The organism is Lysinibacillus zambalensis (assembly GCF_040183165.1).
Taxonomy (GTDB): Bacteria; Bacillota; Bacilli; order Bacillales_A; family Planococcaceae; genus Lysinibacillus; species Lysinibacillus zambalensis.
Genome location: NZ_JBEGDG010000004.1, coordinates 62470 through 84768 on the forward strand (window position 1 = coordinate 62470; position 22299 = coordinate 84768).

Genomic DNA, 22299 nt, shown 5'->3' on the forward strand with positions numbered 1-22299 from the left:
AGAATGGATGGATCAGTTAAAGTTTCACAATATGTCATTATCATGGCTAAACGGGGGTGTCACTTGCCTTGATGGCGGTGCTATGTTTGGGGTTGTGCCAAAGCCACTTTGGGCACGCAAATATCCAGTCAACGAAAAAAATCAAATCGAGTTACCAACTGAGCCGATATTAATTCAATATGAAGGCAAAAATTATATTATTGATACAGGCGTTGGTTTTAACAAATTAAATGAAAAGCAGCTACGTAACTTTGGGGTAACTGAGGAGTCAACATTAGCGGCTAGTTTACAGGAGTTAGGATTAACAACTGCTGATATTGATGTAGTATTAATGACGCATTTACATTTTGACCATGCTGGAGGTTTAACGCAATGGGAAGATGATGTACTTGTGCCAACATTCCCGAATGCAAAAATCTTTGTAACGAAAATTGAGTGGGATGAAATGCGTGAGCCAAATATCCGCTCGAAAAATACGTATTGGAAAGAAAACTGGGAGCCAGTTCAGCACTTAATCGAAACGTATGAAGGTACGTTAGAGGTAGCTCCGGGTATTGAAATGATTCATACTGGTGGTCATAGTGATGGACATGCCATTATAAAATTGACTCAAAATGGCGAAGTATTATTGCATATGGCAGATATTATGCCAACACATGCACATCAAAATCCGTTATGGGTTTTAGCGTATGATGATTATCCAATGACGAGTGTCTTTGCGAAGGAACGTATAATGAAAGAGGCGCTGGCGAAAGGCTACGGCTTTATCTTCTACCATGACGCGTATTATCGCATGATAAAATGGGATGAAACAGGTAAAGAAGTTGTAGATAAATTAGAACGTGGCAGACAAGCTGTTATTACATTCTAAATAAAAAACGTGTGAACCTTTTGCGTTCGCACGTTTTTTTATTGATGTGTAGAAAAGTATTGAACAATGAAATTAAGGTAAATAAACATGTGATTGGGGAAATAAGGTTTATTAGTAGCTGATAGAAAGAATTTTTTGATATTTTGCTAATGTATGACTATTTTAACTGATTGTAGCGTAGGGCTACTCGACTCCCGCGGGAAAGCGAGTAGCCCGTAGAGGAAATCAGAGCCTTTAAATTAATTAGAGTAGATAAATAACTAAAGTATGGCTCTTTGGTAAAACTACATTATGGTCTGTAGCCTAATTCCCCTTTTTTTTGACACTTTTTTCGTGAACATTTTGGAAAATATGATACACTAAAAACTATACTAAAACATAAAAGAGAGTTGAAAATACATGGCAACGGAGCAACCATTTTTACCAGTATTACTAGGATCAGATATGAATGCATATGGTATGGCACGTGCATTTTATGAGGCATATGGAATTAAACCACTTGTATTAGGACGTTCACATTTAACGGCAACACAAGACAGCCATATCATAAATTTCCAAGAAATTGATCGCTTAAATGAACAGGATGTATTTGCACCTGCACTTGCAAAGGTCGCAAAAAAGTATTCTGATAAAAAACTATTGTTGTTAGCGTGTGGAGATGATTATGCAAAGCTTATTATCAAAAATAAGCCAGCATTACAGGAACATTTTACAGTACCATATATTGACGAATCATTAATGGATGAAATTTTATTAAAAGAAAATTTCTATAAAATGTGTGATAAGTACGATTTTAAGTATCCAGGTACGACGACTGTGACAGCTGGCAATTACGAAAACTTTACACCACCTTTTGAATATCCAATTATTTTAAAGGCATCGAACTCGGTGGAATACTGGGCATGTTCATTCCCAGGTAAGAAAAAAGTGTTTGTTGCACATGATGAAGCGGAAAAAACGGCTATCTTAAAAGCAATCTATAGCTCAACTTATCAGGATACAATGATTATTCAAGAATTCATCCCAGGTGACGATTCTTATATGCGTGTATTAAATGCATATGTAGGGAAAGACGGCAAAGTGAAGCTAATGTGTCTAGGAAATCCAATCTTAGAAGAGCATTCACCTGAAGGAATTGGTAGTTATGCAGCAATCGTTACAACATACGATAAAGAATTAATGGATCAAGTACGCTTCTTCTTAGAGGATATCGGTTATACTGGCTTTGCTAACTTCGATATGAAATACGATATGCGGGACAAACAGTATAAGCTGTTTGAAATCAATTTGCGTAATGGCCGCTCAAGCTACTATGTTACGGCAAGTGGTCATAATTTAATGAAATATGTAGCTGATGACCATATGTTAAATATTGAGCAAGAAGTAACTTATGTTCAGGATAAGCATTTATGGATGATTATTCCTAAAGGTGTATTATTTAAATATGCATCTAATGAAAAGCTTAAACTGGAAGCTAAAAAATTAATTCGTGAAGGGAAATATACAAACTCCCTTTACTATAATCAAGATATGAATGCGAAACGTTGGGTGAAGCTAACGTTAAATAATTTAAATTATTATCGAAAGTATAAAAAGTACTTTAACAATAAAGGTTTGACTGAATAAAACAAAGAAGCCATCTCAAATAACTGAGATGGCTTTTTCATAGAATTGGAAAACAAAATGATTAAGGAGAAATTTATAAAAGTTGTACTTTTTTAAATGTGAGTTATTTCCGTTCCAGGCTACTCGATTTCCTGTGGGCGAGCGTCGAGCCGCTTCCTCCGCTTACGCTCCGTGCAGGGTCTCGCCTGTCTCGCTTTCCCACGGGAGTCGAGTAGCCTTCCACTCCAATCAGCAGTAGCGTATAATTTATTCATTTCAAAAGTGAACGATATGGCTACTCACTATAATTGAACAGAATAGATTTAAAACAGTGACTCAATTATAAATATATTATTATTGTAGTAATTTAAATAAGTATTTGTTACTATCGCTACATTATCATTGAGCTTTCGCACAGATACATTGTTGCTGCCGCTTCGCTTTCTCACAAAAAAATTTGCTAAAGTTTTGTTTGATCACTATAAACTATAGTAAGATGCCAGAAGATACACTCTATGTTAAGTGGTTGATTGGAGTGGAGACTGGGCGACTCCTTGGGGACTAGCGTCACAGATGAGACCCTGGAGCGAGCAACGCGAGTGAAGCGGCTCATCGGACGCCCCCAGGAAAGCGCCCAGTCGGAACGGAAATCAACCTCTCGTTTTGTTGAAGAACCACACCTTAATTTGATGGACATAAAATTTTTTCATAACAAGGAAGAAGCCATCTCAAATAGCTGAGATGGCTTCTTTTGTAGTCTATAATTTTTGTTCGCGTATTACTGTGTAAGGTTATACTTCTTGTAGCTCTACTACAACACCCGAGCGAGCGTCAGCGGCAAATTCAAATGTTTGCATTTCACCCTCGTGTAAACGAGAGATACCTCCACGGTATACAGGAATAGTCATAATGCCGTTTGAGAAATTGTCTGTTTTCATAAAAATCCATGAACCGTCAATCGGTGAATCTTTTTTAAATTCCTTTTTTATGTTTTCGAGTACTTGTCCTGCAGGTACATACGGAGAAACCTTTTCACTTGCTTCTTTAACAATGACTGCGGCAGCAAGGCCAGTAGCAACACCAATTAAAAAATCACGTAATTTCATGCTCTTTTCCTCCTTTTTCTATAGGTTCATTTTAACATAGCATATAGAGTGAATGCACGTTCACACGTTAGCACTTTTTTAGGAAATGTATCATATTTGCGAATTAGGCATTTGTAGCTGAGGCTTCGCTTTCGCACAGATAAAAACTTTAGCGACATGGGACACACTGTGAAGATGAACTCCATGTGCACTTATTCCGCTACTCATTGGAAAATGGGAGTCTTCCGCTGGATATAGATAAATATGTTACAATGGACAAGGAAGAATATTCTACTTCGTGGGGAGAGAGTCAACATGAATGAGGAAACATTACAATTATTTAAAACATTAACAGAATTACCAGGTGCGCCGGGTAATGAACATGCGGTACGTGCATTCATGCGTTCTGAGTTGGAAAAGTACTCGGATGAGATCGTTCAAGATAATTTAGGGGGTATTTTCGGTGTAAAGCATAGTGAAGTTGCTGATGCACCAAAAGTGTTGGTTGCTGGTCATATGGATGAAGTGGCATTCATGGTTACTTCTATTACCGATAACGGGATGATCCGCTTTCAAACATTAGGTGGTTGGTGGAACCAGGTAATGCTAGCGCAACGCGTTGAGGTATTTACTAAAAATGGCGCGATTCCAGGTGTGATTTCATCAATACCACCACACTTATTAACAGATGCTGAACGTTCTAAACCGATGGATATTAAAAATATGCTTATAGATGTTGGCGCAGACAATAAAGAAGATGCTATTGCACTTGGCGTTCGTCCAGGTCAATCAATTATCCCTGTCTGCCCATTTACACCGATGGCCAATCCGAAAAAAATTATGGCCAAAGCTTGGGATAACCGCTATGGCTGTGGACTGGCAATTGAATTAATGAAAGAAGTTAAGGGTGAAAAGCTAGCTTCACATTTATATTCAGGTGCGAATGTGATGGAAGAAGTTGGTTTGCGTGGTGCTCAAGTGTCCGCAAATATGATTAAACCAGATTTATTTTTCGCCCTAGATGCTTCACCTGCAAATGATATGTCAGGTGAAAAAAATCAATTTGGTCAGCTTGGAAAAGGGACATTATTACGTATTCTTGACCGTACGATGGTTACTCATAAAGGCATGCGTGAGTTCATCTTAGATACTGCTGAAACGAATCATATTCCTTATCAATATTTTGTATCACAAGGTGGTACGGATGCAGGACGTGTGCACACAGCGAATGACGGTGTTCCTAGTGCAGTAATTGGAGTTTGCTCACGCTATATTCATACATCTGCGTCGATTATTCATATTGATGACTATGCAGCTGCAAAAGCTTTAATTGTGGAACTAGTGAAAAATGTAGATCGTTCGACATTAGCAACGATTCGCGCTAATGTGTAAAAAAGACATCCGTTTGAAATAAGTTAATAGATGCCTTTAGGGGCATCTTTTTCTATGCAAAGAAAGAGGTATTAGAAAATGAACATAGCTATTGGTACAACAAACAAAGCAAAAACAGAGGCTGTTGAAGTTATAGCTAGAAAGTATTTTGATAAACCAATTTTCACTTGCGTTAAGGCTGCATCGCAAGTATCGGATCAACCGATGACCCATGAAGAAACACGCTTAGGCGCAATAAACCGTTCGAAAAACGCAATCGATGAGACGGGTGCCCAATTATCGTTTGGATTAGAGGGTGGAGTGACTGAAATTGATGGTGTGATGTATGTTTGCAACTGGGGAGCTCTTACAGTATCAAATGGCACAACTTATACAGCTTCGGGCGCACAAATTATATTACCAGAAGAAATTGCCCAGGAAATAAGAGCAGAGAAGGAACTTGGACCTGTAATGGAGCAATATACACAACGTCGGGATATCCGACAAGGTGCGGGAGCTGTAGGTATTTTTACGCAAGGATTAGTAAGTCGTCAGATGATGTTTGAACATATAGTTTCACTCCTTATTGGTCAATATTTATTTTCATTAACGCATGAGTAGTGTCAGTTAATTAGTAAAAATGGAATAGTGAAGTTGCATAATTGATAAAGCTTTTTTAAAATAGAAAAAGGTTAGCAATGAAAGGAAGAAGAATATGTCTTTTACATCGGTGAGAGTTGTTGGCTTACTACTTCTACTTTTGGGGCTTACTGGTTGTAATCTATCGGTTGATGAACAAATTCAAGATGGACTTCAAAATATGAAGACCGTTTTTGCAGAACAACCAGAGGAGCAAACAGATCGTATTGGGGATGTAGAATTATACTTACCTTCAAACTTTAAAGTTGACGACAGTTCAGATGCATATAATATATTAGTAACGACAGGAAAAGAGCGTTATATTCTTTTCATTAATGATCGTGAAGATGCAGATAGTAAACTATATTACAATCTATTAAAAGCTGATAGCTCAAAAAACATAATCGAAGAAAATACTTATGAAAAGAATGGTATTTTCGGCTTTGCGACTGTTTTAAAAACTGATAATGAGAACGAATTTGAGCTTATTGTTAGTAATGGTGGTGTAAAAATGACGACCATTTCGCACGCGGAACATATTAAAGATAATCTACACGAGATGACGAAAATCGTTCATTCGGTTAAGATTAAATAATTGGATAGTTTTGAACAGAGCGGTTCACAAACATGTGAGCCGTTTTCTCTTCATTCGGCATATTTTAAGCTACAATAAAGGAACTCAGTTTATAAACGTCACATCCAGTGACGTTATCTGCGCAACAGTGCTGAACCTAAATTGATTTGGAAGAAAGGATGTGAACTAGGTGAAACAAATTAAATCAGAACAACTTGTGTCCCTATTAAAACAACAATTGAATGAGGAAAAGTTTGATTTTGAATTTGACAAAAAGTACGATAAATTACGTCTAAACCATAAAAAAATTGGTAAAGGGATGGAGCTTTCCCTGCCAGGCATTTTAGCCAAATATAATGACAAGCAGGGGGCTGCAATCGATGAAGTCGTTTATACAATCGAGCAAACCTTTAATGCGATGGAGCGAGAGATGGAACAAGGATTCCAAGCGACTACAAAAATTTATCCAGTTATTCGTGCAACATCCTACCCTCAAGCCTCGAAGGAAGGGCATGTATTCATCACGACTGAACATACAGCTGAAACACGTATTTTTTATGCGCTTGATTTAGGAAAAACTTATCGTTTTATTGATGAATCCATGTTAGAGGTACTACAATTAACAGTAGAGCAAGTTCGTGACATGGCACGATTCTCTGTAAAGCAACTACCAACAGTTTATAAGAAAGATGAAGTTGCAGGGAATGTTTTCTATTTTGTTAATGCTAATGATGGCTATGATGCAAGTCGCATTTTAAATGAAAGCTTTTTGAAAGAAATGCAGACTAAAATTGAGGGTGACATGACGTTATCTGTGCCACATCAGGATGTATTAATAGTAGGTGATATTCGTAATGAAACAGGGTATGATGTATTAGCACAGATGACAATGCATTTCTTTGCTGTCGGTACCGTACCGATTACGTCATTATCTTTTATTTATGAAGATGGGGAACTAGAACCAATCTTTATATTAGCAAAAAATAGAGTTAAAAAGGAGCAAGAAAAACAATGAATATATTTTACAACAAAGAGCATGTAGGCGATGTATTGCTAGTACAATTAGCGACAGAATCAATCGTTAAAACAAAGGTAGAGCGTGCGGGTGATATCGCTATTTTAAAGGAAGCACAAACAGGAGAAATTAAAGCATTTAATTTATTTAATGCTAGTAACTATATACAAACTGAAGCACAAGGTTTAGTTGAAGTTACTCCAGAATTAGTTGCACAGCTAGAGACAGCTATTACAAAAAACGGAGCTGAAATCAGCTTAGATGTAGATTTTTCTCCAAAATTTGTTGTGGGCTATGTAGAAACAAAGGACAAGCATCCGAATGCTGATAAACTAAGCATTTGTGCTGTAAACGTAGGTGACGAGACATTACAAATCGTATGTGGCGCACCAAATGTGGAGGCGGGCCAAAAGGTTGTCGTAGCGAAAATCGGTGCAGTAATGCCTTCTGGAATGCTTATAAAAGAGGGTAATTTACGAGGAGTTGAATCATACGGTATGCTATGTTCAGCACGCGAATTAGCAATACCAAATGCACCTTCTGAAAAAGGGATTTTAGTATTACCAGAAGATGCAACAACTGGTAGTGCGTTCGAAGCGCCAACTAAATAAAGTCTTGGAAAACACGGTTTAGCTTTGCGAAAGTAAGCGATAACTCAATTTATACCAAGGTCGAATTGATTATATGTACTTAAAATCGTTATGCTACTAATATGCTAGTAACATAACGATTTTTTTGTCTAGAATGAGCCTCTAAATACAAGTTTCTATTACATTTTTATGGTATGCTTTTTGTTATAGACATTTAACTTCTTTCGGCAAATATTTCCTGTAGCGAAAGCGACAAGGTTTTAACTGTGCGAAAGCGAAGCGGCAGCAAAAATACATGACCGAGTGACCAACGTCGTGTTAGCCCAAAGCCTCCGGCGGATGTCACAGAATTATAGGATGCTAGCCTAAAACCATCGCATCCATGCGATAACGGCTAACTGACCTGCATTGGTAAAAATGCCATGTCCTGTGGCATTACTGAAAGAGCGACATCGTGTCGGCCCTCGTGCAGGCTTAAAACAAAGCCGATTCCGGACGCAATTATGCCGAGGCATAATTGATTTAGTTAATGCTATAAATGAAGTGTAAGAGAAATGAGTGAAACAATGTGAATTGGTTAAAAAAACAAATGGATAAATTTTTAAATAAAGATGACAATGATTACGAATATGAAGAGTTTTATGATGACTATGAAGAAGAACAATCTGAGCAACAAAACTCATTTAAAGAAACAACTGCTGCAAAGCAAAAAACTTTTCGTTTTCCGTTAATTGAGGATGAGGAATTTTCAGCTCCACCATCATTAAAAGAAGCATTCAATCAAATGGACGATGCATCCTCCGGACAAATTGAAGATTTATCGCTACCGAGGCATTTAAATAATCATATTGTAGATTCAAGTGTGTATGATATTGAGGTTTCAGGTATTCGAGAACTATTAGCAAATCGAACGAAAAGAACAGGTAGAACGACGATTACGCGAAGTCAGCCTCAACCGGAGAATCGTTCGAAAGCAAGTCTGGTTTTTCGAGATGCGCAAAATGAATTGCCTACTACACCTAAAGAAACGAAGTATCCATCAGAAAAAACAGATGAAAGTGATTTGCAGGCTAATCGCAAACGTTTTGTACCAACTGATGTTCCGTCACCAGTCTATGGTTTTACTAAGCCGAGCCCAATTGAACAACTATTAGAGAAACGGAAGGAAGAGCACGACAAAAAAGAGTTAGAAATACCTACAGCAACTGAGTCTATAAAAGAAGCGACAACAAATGAGGCTATTGAAAATATACTGGAAATAAAAGAGCCTATTAGCGCAGAGCGAAAAGAAGGACCTGAACAGTTAGAAATCCCTGAAACAATTGAAGCATTTACTAAGCAACCGATTACTTTTGAAGATAAATTATCAGACGAAACCAATCATCCTAATGATAAAACGACAGCGGAATTACCTGTACCGCTAACAACTTCTTTTGCCGTAGAATTTGAAGACCAAGTGAAAGAAGCTGTTCAGCAAGAGCTGAATATTGAACATCTTCCGGTTGATCAATCAGAAGTTCATGTGAAAGAAGTAGTTGTAGAACAAGTACAAATCGAAAATTCTACCATCCATATTGGTGAAGTTACAGTAGTCCAGCCATCCGTGAATGAAGATCGTGAGCAAGATATATTGCAAGAACAATCTGTAGAAGAGCAACCGGAAGAAAAGAAAGAAAAAAGTGGTGGCGTTCCATTCAATGTTTTAATGCTTAAAACAGATAAAGAGAAATGGAGAATTCGACAGCAATTAAAAAATACGATGCCGACCCCTACAATTGTTGAAAAGGATCAAGAGGAACAGGCGCCTTCTTCTGAGCCGTTTCATTTAGAGGAAGAACATCGATTAGTACCGTCCAATGAAGATAAGATTCAACAATCTATACATTTAGAAATTAGAGAGTTAGAGATGGATGAAACAGCAGCACCACATTCGTCGAAGGAAGACGAGGTTTCTATTCCAAATACTGCTCCATTCAATGCTACAACAGAAAGTGTGTCGGTCATTTCAATGGCACCAGTTGCATCAATGTCGAACGTTTCGACATTAGAAAAGACTGTAATTGATGTTGAAAGCTCCGACGAAATTTCAGCGACTACTGAAAAGGAAGTAGAAGTACCTACTGAAACGGAAATGGAAGCAACTACCGAAAAGGAAGTAGAGGTACCTATTGAAACGGAAATGGAAGCAACTACCGAAAAGGAAGTAGAGGTACCTATTGAAACGGAAATGGAAGCTACTACCGAAAAGGAAGTAGAAGTACCTACTGAAACGGAAATGGGAACGACTACTGAAAAGGAAGTAGAGGTAACTAACGAAACGGAAATAGAATCAACTACTGAACAGGAGCTTACTACCGAAAATGTAGTGATTCCCGAGAAGAATTATGTTGATCTAGAAGAGTATCCAGAACAATCTTCTAAATCAGATGAAACATCCGTGGAAAATCAAGTGATGGAAATGCCTCAAAAACCTGTGCATGTGTATCAAAAGCCAGATGATGAGTTTTTAGAGCCACCTGAGGAAAAAACACAGGATACTGAGTGGATGGAGCAACAGGGAGATACGTTAGTCGAAGCTTTGTCTTATTTCCAAGTCTCAGCTCAAATAGAATCGATTATGCAAGGACCTGCCGTGACGCAATTTGAAATAACAGTGAGTCATGGTACGAAGGTTAGTAAAATCCGTAATCTATCAGATGATTTGAAGCTTGCATTGGCAGCGAAAGATATCCGCATCCAAGCGCCGATTCCTGGGAAGAGCTCAATTGGCATTGAGATTCCGAACCGTGTATCTCGCGCTGTTCGATTATCGGAAGTGACAAATAGTGCTTCTTTCCTTGAGTCAGATTCACCGTTAGAAGCAGCATTGGGTCTGGATTTAACAGGGAAGCCTGTAACCATTGATTTACGAAAAATGCCACATGGTTTAATTGCCGGAGCTACAGGTTCTGGTAAATCAGTTTGTATTAATTCAATTTTGGTTAGCTTATTATATAAAGCTGCACCACATGAATTAAAGCTGATGCTCATCGATCCTAAAATGGTAGAATTAGCACCGTTTAATCATATTCCACATTTAGTTAGCCCAGTCATCACAGATGTTAAAGCGGCTACAGCTGCACTGAAATGGGCAGTGGAGGAAATGGAGCGTCGTTATCAGTTATTTGCTCATGCGGGTGCACGTGATATTACACGTTATAATGCAATTGCGGATAAAAATAATGAACATAGCTTAAAATTACCGTATATTCTAATTGTCATTGATGAATTAGCAGATTTAATGATGATGTCTCCTGCAGATGTAGAGGAGGCCATTTGTCGTATTGCGCAAAAGGCACGTGCTTGTGGTATCCATTTAATTGTTGCAACTCAAAGACCTTCTGTTGACGTTATTACAGGGCTTATTAAATCAAATATTCCTACACGTATTGCTTTCGCGGTATCTTCACAAATCGATTCGCGTACGATTTTAGATGGGCAAGGTGCAGAAAGGTTACTTGGACGGGGCGATATGTTATATTTAGGCAATGGTATGTCTGCTCCAGTGCGTTTGCAGGGTACATTTGTGACAGATGATGAAATTGAAGCGATTATTGAGCATGTTCGTGAACAAGGAGAGCCAGATTATATATTCGATCAAGAGGAACTTTTAAAGAAGACGGAAGTTTCGGCTGAGCAAGATGATCTGTTTGAGGATGTATGTCGATTTGTTTATGAGCAGGGCGGTGCTTCTACTTCCTTGATTCAGCGCAAATACCATATTGGTTATAATCGTGCTGCTCGTTTAATCGATATGTTGGAATCACATGGTTTTGTGTCTGAGGCAAGAGGCAGTAAACCGAGAGAAAGTTATATTACAGAAGAAGATTTAATTGCTATGTTTGAATAAGAATTGTATTGTTTTCGTATAGATTATCTTAATTACGTCGAAATTAGTTTTTTTAGAAAAGTTACACATTTATCCTTATGCATAAATAGTGCTATAATAGACAAGATGTGTTGATTAGTACGTATTTTTTAGTACTACCAAAGGTATTAATACCTAATAATTAGTGAAAAAATACGTTACACCTAATAGATGATAGAAGGGATATTGAATTCCCGGGGGGTTTAATTAATGACAGTTTTTCATTTCACAGGCATTAAAGGTTCTGGCATGAGTTCACTTGCACAAATCTTATTTGATGCTGGTGAACAAGTACAGGGCTCAGATATTGATAAATATTTCTTCACGGAACAGCCGTTACGTGAGCGTAATATTTCAATTTTTTCATTTAATGCAGATAATATTAAAGAAGGTATGACAGTTATTGCAGGGAACGCATTTCCTGATGATCATCCCGAATTAGAGCGTGCACGTGAAATCGGTGTAGAAGTTATTCGTTACCATAAATTTTTAGGTGAATATATCGGTAATTATACGTCGATTGCTATTACAGGTGCACATGGTAAAACATCTACGACAGGCTTAATGTCTCATGTTGTAGGTGGTTATAAGCCAACTTCTTATTTAATCGGTGATGGAACAGGAGCTGGGCATGAAAATGCTGACTTCTTTGTAATGGAAGCATGTGAATACCGTCGACACTTTTTAGCTTACAATCCCGATTACGCAGTAATGACTAATATTGATTTTGACCATCCTGACTATTTTGCAAACATAGAGGATGTATATTCAGCCTTTCAAGCATTAGCATTACAAGTTAAAAAAGCCATTATTGCTTGCGGTGATGATGAACATTTACAACGTATTCAAGCGAAAGTACCTGTTGTTTATTACGGATTTGGGGCTGAAAATGATTTTGAAGCTCGTAATGTTGAAAAAACAACAAAGGGTACAAAATTTGATGTATTTGTCCGCAATGAATTTTATAGTACATTCTTTATCCCGTTGTTTGGCGATCATGCGGTATTAAATACTTTAGCTGTTATTACACTTTGCCAATATGAAGGTATTTCACCAGACATCGTTCAAGAACGTTTAAACACATATAAAGGTGTGAAAAGACGTTTTACAGAAACGGAAATTGGGAATAATGTTTTAATAGATGACTATGCACACCATCCAACTGAAATCCGTGCAACGGTTCAATCGGCACGACAAAAATTTCCGGATCGTGAGCTAGTAGCTATTTTCCAACCACATACATTTACACGTACACAAGCTTTTTTACAGGATTTCGCAGATAGTCTAAGTCTTGCAGATACAGCATATTTATGTGATATTTTTGGCTCTGCAAGGGAAACACAAGGCGCACTTTCAATCCAAGATTTAGCGTCTTTAATTGAAGGCAGTGCAGTGATTACCACTGAAGGAATCGATGTGTTGACAAAGCATAAAGGCGCAGTATTTTTATTTATGGGCGCTGGCGATGTTCACAAATTCCAAGATGCTTTTGAAGGCGTGCTAAAGAACAACGAAACAGCTTAGTCCGCAAGGAATAAGCTGTTTTTTCTCAAAAATGAGAAGGGATTCCGTTTTTTTTGTCGAAAATAAGGAAATGAATAGTAAAGAGAATTTGTACTTGCAGGAGGTCTAGTTATGGAAGTTATTTTGTATATTGCAGCAATCATCGCAGCAATCGGTTTTTTAATTTTTTGTGTGAGTGTAGGAATGACATTAATTTCGCTCAAACCAATCCTTAACAGTTTAGCAGGAACATTATCAGGTATAGAAGGTCAAATGGAAGGTATTACACGTGAAACGACTTCCTTACTAACTAAAACAAATAGCTTGGCAGAAGATATTCAAGAAAAATCTGAACAGTTAAATTCTGTTGTTCATGCAGTCAAAGGGATTGGCGACTCTGTGAATGGTTTAAATAAATCTGTACAGCAAATTACTTCTTCAATTTCTACAAGTGTGGAACAAAATGAAGAAAAAATTGCACAGGTTGTTCAGTGGAGTAATGTCGCAATCGGCATTGCTGATAAGTGGAAAAAACGTAAAATTATCGAACAAGCCAATGAGGCGATTCAAGATGATGTTTATCCTTTTGAATCAGCGCAAACTGAGAAATCGAAAAGAAAATGGGGCCGTAAAAAATAATTATTGTTCGGTAGGCGTTAATGCCAGCTGAATAAAAATAAAGTCTTAGGCATAAGTTGAAGAATGCATCCGCAAAAGCAGATGGACAACCAGTCTAGGCAAATTAGATAATAAGATGGGGAGGAATTGTTGCATGACAACTCAAAAGCCGAATTTTAATGAAGTGAAGGAACAACAACTTGAAAGTTCATTGCCGCAGCTTTATCATCCGCAAGAATCGATTTATGAAGAGGAGCGAGTGAACATGAAGGATTTCGTTATTGGTGCATTAGTTGGGGGTATAGTAGGTGCAGCTGCTGGCTTATTACTAGCTCCGAAATCAGGAAAAGATTTACTTAGCGATGTAGCAGTACAAGCTGTTAACTTAAAAGATAAGAGTGCAGATTTCTCGACAACTGCAAAAGATAAAACCGTTCAATTATCTAAACAAATTCAAGAACAATCTACACAATTAGTAGAGAAAGTAAAAACATTAAAATCAGCAAAGGCACCAACTGTTTTTGACGATGGTACTGTTTCTTTCGAGGGTGAAGAGCCACTGGAGGATTTCATTCCTAGCGAAGAACCTGAAGCACAGGATGCTAGTGAAAATAAGGAACAAGCTGAAGAAAAAAGTGAAGAAGTTCGCGCGTAATAGATAAAAGGGATACGATACATCTGACAACGATGTATCGTATCCCTTTTTTTAAGATATAGGCGCTTTTTCTAGTAAAATTTCTAGTTTATCTCCACCGAAAATCTCCATATCGAAGGTTGCTGGTTGACCATTTCGTAAAATTGTAAAATTACCTTTAAAAGTAGTAGGCAGTTGCCAATTAGAGAAGCGGAACACATCCTGGTATATCCAACGACTTCGGTCTTTCTCTTTAAATGAAATAGCGGCTCCATTTGGAACGGTTGAATGAGGTGATACCACTACTCGATTAACGAGAACTTCGTTAGCCATTTTTTTTAGCTCTACTACCTCGTTTTGAAAGTGTATGATGATTTTATCCTCAAGTAAAACACTCATTTGGTCAGCAATCCGTTGAACGGTAGGGTATGTTTGTTGCTGAAATGTAAGTACATCACCATCTTGTACAGCATATGACATTTTTGATGGTTTACCATTAATCATTAAATGAGCTGAAAAATCTGGTAAATAAAGTGGCTTTCCATCCACTTGAATATAAAATGACTCAAATTGTTTTAATAACGCCCAATTATTTGTGCGCTTAAATACATCCTCGACTGTTTCAGCTATTTCAAACATCACAACATCTCGATCATTTAATGCACTATCGAGTGATGCAGGGGAACCATTAACAGTTATTTGTGGCTCAATTACATATTTTGTTTCTTGAATCGTAACGGTTTTAATGGCAGCATCATCTACAATATCTCTCACCGTAGCATTAGCTTGCTGACCGTCTTGACCTTCAATTAGCTGGATGGCATCACCGGTTTTAATCATCGTTTTAGTGGATGCTTGGTGGCCATTCACTAAAATTTCTGCCGGTTGACCGTGACCACCAGGAATGAAAATATCTTGTCCATTTACATTCACTGATAGTCCATGCCCTGGTTTTCCATATAACTGCTTTGCTCGAATATTGGCTGCTAAAAATGCATCAGCAACAGTCATTTCTTTTAATTCAAAAAGGCGCACTACTTGTTCATTGACAGTTAGACTCATATATTGAATAGGCGTTTTTTTTGCCGCAATGGCAATACCAATTGGAGTCACTAATTCAGGAGATGCTTTAATATGATCTTCCTTTGTTAAGTTTTGAATAGCGTCAATCCCTCGAACAGCAATGCGATTGGCAGGTAAATTTAGTATAAGTCCAAGTTCAGTTGTAAGTTTGGGTGTTAAGCTACCTCCACCAACAAGCATTACCGCTTTAGGAGCTGACTGATTATTAAGACGTAATATTTCTTCTCCAATGGCTTTCGCCAGTTGCTTGACAGCAGGATCAATTGCTTGAAGAACTTCCTCTTTCGGATAATATTGATCAAAGCCTAAAATATCCTGAATTAATATTTCTTCTGCTGTTTGCAGTTGTCGTTTCGCTTGTTCGGCAACTGGGAAGTCGAGTAAATAATGGTCACTTAATGCTTCTGTTATTTCATCACCAGCTGTTGGTACCATGCCATACGCGACAACAGTACTTTTATCGGTAATGGCAATATCAGATGTACCAGCACCAATATCAACTAACGCCACATTTAAACGACGCATCGTTGGGGGGATAAGCACGTTAATAGCTGCAATAGGTTCTAATGTTAGTGCATCCATCTCTAAATCCGCCCGTTTAAGAGCCGCGATAAGGGATTCTACGACAACTCTTGGCAAGAACGTAGCAATCACTTCAATTTGTGCTTCATCGCCTTGCTGATCGAGTAGGCTACCAATCTCTTCTCCATCTAAACGATAGTATAGAACTGAATAACCAACACAATAATAGTGGCTTATTTTAGCATCATCTTTGTGTTGAAGGAGCTGTTGTTGTGCCTGTTGAACTGCTTGTAGTTCTAAACGGCTTATATCCTCTTCTGTAAAGATTGGCCGATTACGAATATTGATTGTCACGCTTGCTTGTTCTGTTTTCAAAGAGCGACCAGCGGCAGCGACACTCACTTTTGTTAAAGGACCATGCTTCTCTTCAAGTTGATGTTTAATTTCATTGATTAAATCTGCCACATACATGACATTATGTATTTGACCATCTACCATGGCGCGTTCTTTATGTTCTTTTACTAAAATGTCTTCCACGTGAAAGTGGTCATTATCTTCTGCTAAAATAATTCCTACTACAGAACGTGTACCGATATCAAGTGCAAATAATTTTGAACTCAATGTACTCGCTTCCTTTCTCGTAATATGTTAATATAATTATATAGTTTAGCGAGTTGAAGCGCTAAATTAAAAATACGTGACATTCTGTGCAACATTGATTATAATGTTGCTATTATCTAAAAATGTAACATACATTTCAGAGTTCTGAAAGTGTCTGTCATTAGGAGAGGAGCAAGAAAGCATGAGCCAAAAAGATTTAGAAAGCTTACGTAGTCAAATTGACGGTTTGAACTTAGAAATTCTTCGTCTAATTAACGAACGAGCAGCAGTAGTTGATGAAATCGGTAAGATTAAAGAAAAACAAGGTGTGATTCGCTATGATCCATTGCGTGAACGACACATGCTTGATCTTATTAAAGAACACAATCAAGGTCCATTAAACCAAATGACGGTAGATTATATATTTAAACAAATTTTTAAAACAGCTTTAAAACAACTTGAAGCAGACAAGAAAAAAGAGTTACTTGTATCACGTAAGAAAAAATCAGAAGATACTGTCATTAATATAAATGGTGAGCTAATAGGACAAGGAAAACCATCTTTCGTATTTGGACCTTGTGCTGTAGAGTCATACGAACAAGTAGCAGCGGTAGCAGAATCTATTAAAGCAAAAGGTGAAAAATTAATTCGTGGTGGTGCTTATAAGCCACGTACTTCTCCATATGACTTCCAAGGTCTAGGGTTAGAAGGACTAAAAATTTTAAAACGTGTGTCAGAGGAATACGGTTTAGGCGTTATTACGGAAATTGTTACACCAGGTCATTTAGAGGAAGCATTAGATTACATCGATGTTATCCAAATTGGTGCACGTAATATGCAAAACTTCGAATTATTAAAAGCAGCGGGTGCAACAAATAAACCTGTCCTTTTAAAACGAGGCTTAGCAGCGACAATAGATGAATTCATTCACGCAGCAGAATACATTATGTCTAAAGGAAATGAAAACATCATTCTTTGTGAGCGTGGTATTCGTACTTACGAAAAAGCAACACGTAACACATTAGATATTTCTGCTGTACCAATTTTAAAACAAGAAACGCATTTACCAGTATTTGTAGACGTTACGCATTCAACAGGTCGTCGTGATTTACTATTACCATGTGCTAAGGCGGCAATTGCTATTGGAGCTGATGGCGTCATGGCAGAGGTGCATCCAGATCCATCTGTAGCACTTTCAGATTCACAACAACAAATGGATATTCCAACATTTGATGCGTTCTACCAAACACTACAAACTTTCATGAAGAACCATGAAATCAATGCTTAACCTTTTCTCAGCAATTATTTTCTGTACCGAAAGCGTAGCGACAGGTACAGAAGTCCCCCACCTCTAGAGCAGGTGAGATAGAATACAGATTTAAGTTACTTTTCAGCGGGTGTTCAAACACCCGCTGAAATAGAGGAACTCAGTCTAAAAACGCCACGTCCTGTGGCAACGGCTGAATGACCAACATCGGTGTTGTGTTGTTGTCGCTTTGCTTTCGCACAGACAAAAACACGATGCTGCCGCTACGTTAGCACTACGCTTTCGCGCAAACATCTGTTGGTCCAAAGCTGATTCCAGACATAAGTTGTCGGGGCATAATTGATATGTTGATAAACACCGCTTGCTTTAATCGGCAGGTGGTGTTTACTATATAGTGACAAAATAATGTCTAGAAGAGTACTACTTGTACTTGGTTTTTCTTTGCATATACATACTGCTTCTTGAAAAGAATATGAAAATTATCGTATGATAAGGCTATTAAAGGAAAAAGGGAGGCACGTACGATGACTGTTACAATTTATGATGTTGCAAGAGAAGCAAATGTTTCAATGGCAACTGTCTCTCGTGTAGTCAATGGTAATCAAAACGTAAAACCGGCAACACGAAAAAAAGTATTAGAAGTAATTGAACGATTAGAGTATCGTCCAAACGCAGTAGCGCGAGGATTAGCAAGTAAGAAAACAACAACAGTTGGCGTGATTATCCCGGATATTGCAAACAATGTTTATGCGGAGCTGGCACGTGGTGTTGAGGATATTGCAACAATGTATCGTTACAATATTATTTTAGCCAACTCAGACCAACATGAAGATAAAGAGCTTCAGCTACTGGATACAATGCTGGGGAAACAGGTTGACGGTATTGTCATGATGAGTGATGAAGTAACTGAAAAAATGCAACAAACTATGGATCATTCTCCTGTGCCAATTGTACTTGCAGGTTCAGTAGATGAATCACAAACAATTGCGACTGTTAATATTGATTATTACCAAGCGGCTTATGAGGCGGTTACATTACTTATTCAAAATGGTCATAAGCGAATCGCTTTCGTAACAGGTCCGCTTTCGTATACTATTAATGGAAAATTCAAACTTGCAGCTTATAAAAAAGCATTACAAGATGCAGGTTACCCTATAGATGAATCACTAATCGCTGCAGATGAATCGAGCTATGATATGGGCTTAGAGGCGTGGGAAACATTATCCTCACTTGAAAATCCTCCAACTGCTTATTTTGCAGGTAGTGATGAATTAGCAATTGGATTGATTCATGGTGCACAGGATGCAGGCAAAGATGTACCTGAGGATATCGAAGTAATTAGCTTTGAAAATTCAAAATTAGCTCGCATGGTTCGTCCACAGCTAACAAGTGTCGCATTACCACTGTACGATATCGGAGCTGTCGCAATGCGCTTGCTGACAAAATTAATGAACAAAGAGCCTGTTGAGGACGAAGCGGTTATTTTACCGCATCGTATTGAACATCGACAATCTGTCAAAAGTAAATAACGATACTTAACACGTAAATCTGTTTAAGGATTTACGTGTTTTTATATAGACGTATAGATGACTAAGAGCAAACGAAAAGCCCCACGATAGTCGTGAGGCATAGTGTTAAGCGCGGTTCTCATTGCGAATAATATGTAGCGCTTTGGTTAGCATTTGCGTGTTTTTTTCTTCGATTTCAGTCTTTCTAGGGATTGGTTCATATAGTGGATTTGGATCCTCCCAAGTTGGAATAAAAGGCACTGGTGATTCAGGCTGCCATCGATCTAACCATGCTTGAGGGAGGGGTCCTGTCGGTAATTGCTGATCTGTCATTTCAAGCCAAAGCATAGACCATGCGCGAGGCACAACGCGCCAAATATCGTAGCCTCCACCGCCAACAGCAATCCATTTCCCCCCGCAATATTCATGTGCTAATTTATGTGCAAGTTTTGGAATTTCCCGATAAATGTTCATTGTCCCATATAAATGTGTTAATGGATCAAAAAAATGTGCATCTGCGCCGTTTTGTGTTAGCACAACATCCGGCTTGAAAAATTCAAAGACTTCTCGCATAGCTTTTTCATATATTTCTAGGAAACTCTCATCTTCCGTAAAAGCATCGATTGGAAAATTAAAAGAAGTGCCATAACCCTGTCCATTTCCACGTTCCGTAATATTACCAGTTCCGGGAAAAAGATAACGACCTGTTTCATGAATAGATAATGTACAAACATCTGGATCTTCATAAAAACTCCATTGCACTCCATCCCCATGATGGGCATCGGTATCTACATAAAGTACACGAGCATTGTATTTTTCCTGCAAATAGCGAATGGCTACAGAACTATCGTTATAAATACAAAAACCTGATGCACGGCCACGGAAGCCATGATGTAGCCCTCCACCTAGATTGAGGGCGTGCTCGGCCTTTCCTTCCATAACATAATCGACAGCTGTTAACGTTCCACCGACAAGCTGTGCACTTGCTTCATGCATATTTTTAAAAATGGGTGTATCTTCAGTACCGATGCCATAGCTTTCACATTGTGCCTCTGAAAGCTCGCCATGACCTGCTCTTTTAACGATATCAATATATTTTTGATCATGTGCAAGTAAAAGCTCTTCCTCTGTAGCGACACGAGCTGGAACGATATCAAAATCAGTAAGAGCATCAATATTCTTTAGCAAATCCATTGTAAGTGTCAAGCGTTTATGATTGAAAGGATGAGTATCTGAAAATTTATATCCGAGTTGCTCTGGCGAGTAAACAAATACTGCTTTTTTCATTGTAATGAAACACCTGGTAAATTTGGCCATAATACATCAAAGCCTTCTTTACGAAGTTTTTCAATCATAGCTAGTGGATTCAGGGTTTTTACTCGGACACTTAATATTTTATTTTGCGTATTTTCAGAGTCAGGATAAACTAAGACACTTTGGACATTTGCATGATGTTCGCTAAAAATTTTTGTGACTTCAAATAATATTCCTGGCGTATCGGCTACACGAATTTCAATTTTTGAGCCAGGTTCAGTGGCGCCTGTTAACTCTATATATGTATAGAGTAAATCTGTAGTAGTTACAATCCCAACTAATTTCCCTCTTGAGACAATGGGTAAACATCCTATTTTGGATTCATAAAAAGTAAGAGCTACTTCTTCTACGAAATCAAGTGGATGACCGACAAGTGGATTTTTAATCATAATTTCTTCCACTTTTGCATTAAAAACTGGAGAGTTAGGTTCATCCCGTAATGAGGAAGGTAAAGCCTCTTTTATATCTCTTTCTGTGATAACCCCGAGAACGTGATGTTCCTCATCTACAACTGGCAAATGACGTACTTTTTTCTCACGCATTAATTTCAGTGCTTCAACGACTGTATTTGTCGGAGCCAGTGTGTGAGGCTCATCATTCATAATTTCTTCTACGATCATATACTCATCCCCTTGTGTTGGTTTTAATACATGAAGCGATTTCTAAAACGAAGTCTATCAAATCTTTCCATTGTCTCAGGGGGCACGCGTTTTCCTTCACGTGCCATCAAGCAGTTAGCAGGATGTGATGTAATTTCAGGGTCATCTGTAGCAAAATATTCGAAGTTGGCAGAGCCCATCATTTTCTCCATCATTTTGCGATAATCCCAAACATTTAAACCAGTCCCTTTTAAGTCCCAATGCCAATAATATTCGGTAGTGATAACAAGATAATCTTCCATTTCATCTCCCATAAAAGACACGGCTAGTAGTGCCTTGCCAGCACCTGTACCACGATATTCTGGAATGACTTCAATAGCACCTAGCTCAATCATGTTATCAATTCTATCTTCCGCCCATCGCTCAAGTGGATCGGGATATAAGTAAGTGACGTAGCCTACAATAATGTTTTCGTTTCGAATAATAATAATTCGTCCTTCAGGGAGCCCTGCAATTTCTATAATGGCTTGCTGTTGTTGCTTTGGAGGTCTAAAAGCAACCAAGCCTTCGTGGAATGAATATGTAGCTAATTTTTCTGGAGGAACAGGTCCTTCCACATACACAGTACCATGCTTTGTTTCCTTTGTGACAGAAAAAAAAGTTCTTTTATGTTCCATGATTACACCACCTGAGTTTAATAATTCCATTATAGCTGATTTCCTGCGGAAAAACGCTATTTATTGCAAAATATACCTGTGTTTTTAGAAAAATGAAAATATTAAGACATTCTTAGTGAATTCGTGTAAAATATATGTATATTGCAACTGTTATTCAACAGATGAATGCAGTGTGAATAAGCATTCGCTAATTTTATACTGCCTAAACTGTTGTATAACAATTGCTGCATAACGTATTTGTCTTTGGGGATGGTGGCGGATTTTGAAGAGGGAAAATGATGAAATTATGATTTGAAATTTGCTTACTAATGTACTAA

Annotated in this window: 18 protein-coding genes; 13 read left to right on the top strand and 5 right to left on the bottom strand. The window is 38.0% G+C overall.

Annotated elements, in window-relative coordinates; genetic code table 11:
• Window positions 1-7: 7 nt before the first annotated feature.
• Entirely contained in the window at window positions 8-871 is an 864-nt protein-coding gene (locus tag ABNX05_RS07465; RefSeq protein WP_349659150.1) for a YtnP family quorum-quenching lactonase, read from the top strand.
• Between the two features lie 399 nt (window positions 872-1270).
• Complete coding sequence (locus ABNX05_RS07470; RefSeq protein ID WP_349659151.1) at window positions 1271-2497, top strand: carboxylate--amine ligase; 1227 nt, start codon at window positions 1271-1273, stop codon at window positions 2495-2497.
• 770 nt (window positions 2498-3267) lie between these two features.
• Here the strand turns inward: ABNX05_RS07470 and ABNX05_RS07475 are convergent.
• Entirely contained in the window at window positions 3268-3582 is a 315-nt protein-coding gene (locus ABNX05_RS07475) for a peptidase M4 (RefSeq protein WP_053485038.1), read from the bottom strand.
• Window positions 3583-3876: 294 nt separating this feature from the next.
• Between ABNX05_RS07475 and ABNX05_RS07480 the strand changes: the two genes are divergently transcribed.
• The 9 genes from ABNX05_RS07480 to ABNX05_RS07520 all read left to right on the top strand — a co-directional run bounded on the left by ABNX05_RS07480 (window position 3877) and on the right by ABNX05_RS07520 (window position 14433).
• Complete coding sequence (locus ABNX05_RS07480; RefSeq protein WP_349659152.1) at window positions 3877-4953, top strand: M42 family metallopeptidase; 1077 nt, start codon at window positions 3877-3879, stop codon at window positions 4951-4953.
• Between the two features lie 78 nt (window positions 4954-5031).
• Window positions 5032-5553, top strand: a complete 522-nt coding sequence (locus ABNX05_RS07485; protein WP_349659153.1) for a DUF84 family protein — start codon at window positions 5032-5034, stop codon at window positions 5551-5553.
• A 94-nt stretch (window positions 5554-5647) separates the two neighbouring features.
• Window positions 5648-6166, top strand: a complete 519-nt coding sequence (locus tag ABNX05_RS07490) for a hypothetical protein (protein WP_349659154.1) — start codon at window positions 5648-5650, stop codon at window positions 6164-6166.
• 169 nt (window positions 6167-6335) lie between these two features.
• Complete coding sequence (locus ABNX05_RS07495; protein ID WP_349659155.1) at window positions 6336-7160, top strand: DUF1444 domain-containing protein; 825 nt, start codon at window positions 6336-6338, stop codon at window positions 7158-7160.
• Complete coding sequence (ytpR, locus tag ABNX05_RS07500; RefSeq protein WP_349659156.1) at window positions 7157-7771, top strand: YtpR family tRNA-binding protein; 615 nt, start codon at window positions 7157-7159, stop codon at window positions 7769-7771. Before ABNX05_RS07495 ends, ytpR begins: the two co-directional genes overlap by 4 nt.
• Window positions 7772-8318: 547 nt before the next feature.
• Window positions 8319-11639 (top strand): DNA translocase FtsK, encoded by a 3321-nt coding sequence (locus ABNX05_RS07505; RefSeq protein WP_349659157.1) that lies wholly within the window; start codon window positions 8319-8321, stop codon window positions 11637-11639.
• A 228-nt stretch (window positions 11640-11867) separates the two neighbouring features.
• On the top strand, window positions 11868-13181 hold the full coding sequence (gene murC / locus ABNX05_RS07510; protein WP_349659158.1) for a UDP-N-acetylmuramate--L-alanine ligase: 1314 nt from the start codon (window positions 11868-11870) through the stop codon (window positions 13179-13181).
• A 111-nt stretch (window positions 13182-13292) separates the two neighbouring features.
• The gene (locus tag ABNX05_RS07515; RefSeq protein WP_349659159.1) at window positions 13293-13799 is read left to right on the top strand and encodes a DUF948 domain-containing protein; all 507 of its coding nucleotides are present in this window, start codon (window positions 13293-13295) and stop codon (window positions 13797-13799) included.
• A 133-nt stretch (window positions 13800-13932) separates the two neighbouring features.
• Window positions 13933-14433 (top strand): YtxH domain-containing protein, encoded by a 501-nt coding sequence (locus tag ABNX05_RS07520; protein WP_349659160.1) that lies wholly within the window; start codon window positions 13933-13935, stop codon window positions 14431-14433.
• Between the two features lie 51 nt (window positions 14434-14484).
• On the opposite strand, the gene ABNX05_RS07525 is transcribed toward ABNX05_RS07520, so the two are convergent.
• Window positions 14485-16638: a cell division FtsA domain-containing protein gene (locus tag ABNX05_RS07525; protein ID WP_349659161.1), complete on the bottom strand. Its 2154-nt coding sequence runs from the start codon at window positions 16636-16638 to the stop codon at window positions 14485-14487.
• A 181-nt stretch (window positions 16639-16819) separates the two neighbouring features.
• Here ABNX05_RS07525 and ABNX05_RS07530 point away from each other — a divergent pair, with 181 nt between their 5' ends.
• Complete coding sequence (locus ABNX05_RS07530) at window positions 16820-17905, top strand: bifunctional 3-deoxy-7-phosphoheptulonate synthase/chorismate mutase (protein ID WP_197144650.1); 1086 nt, start codon at window positions 16820-16822, stop codon at window positions 17903-17905.
• A gap of 503 nt (window positions 17906-18408) precedes the next feature.
• Window positions 18409-19413, top strand: coding sequence for a catabolite control protein A (gene ccpA / locus ABNX05_RS07535; protein ID WP_349659162.1), 1005 nt, complete (start codon window positions 18409-18411; stop codon window positions 19411-19413).
• A gap of 105 nt (window positions 19414-19518) precedes the next feature.
• Here the strand turns inward: ccpA and ABNX05_RS07540 are convergent, their stop codons facing one another.
• From ABNX05_RS07540 to ABNX05_RS07550, 3 genes are read right to left on the bottom strand one after another with little or no spacing between them, the layout of a single operon-like run.
• Window positions 19519-20679: an acetoin utilization protein AcuC gene (locus tag ABNX05_RS07540; RefSeq protein ID WP_349659163.1), complete on the bottom strand. Its 1161-nt coding sequence runs from the start codon at window positions 20677-20679 to the stop codon at window positions 19519-19521.
• Window positions 20676-21326 carry an acetoin utilization AcuB family protein gene (locus ABNX05_RS07545; RefSeq protein WP_349659164.1) on the bottom strand — a complete coding sequence of 217 codons (651 nt, stop codon included), beginning with the start codon at window positions 21324-21326 and terminating at the stop codon, window positions 20676-20678. The genes ABNX05_RS07540 and ABNX05_RS07545 overlap by 4 nt, the downstream gene beginning before the upstream one ends.
• A 23-nt stretch (window positions 21327-21349) precedes the next feature.
• Entirely contained in the window at window positions 21350-21982 is a 633-nt protein-coding gene (locus tag ABNX05_RS07550; protein WP_079561699.1) for a GNAT family N-acetyltransferase, read from the bottom strand.
• Window positions 21983-22299 lie beyond the last annotated feature (317 nt).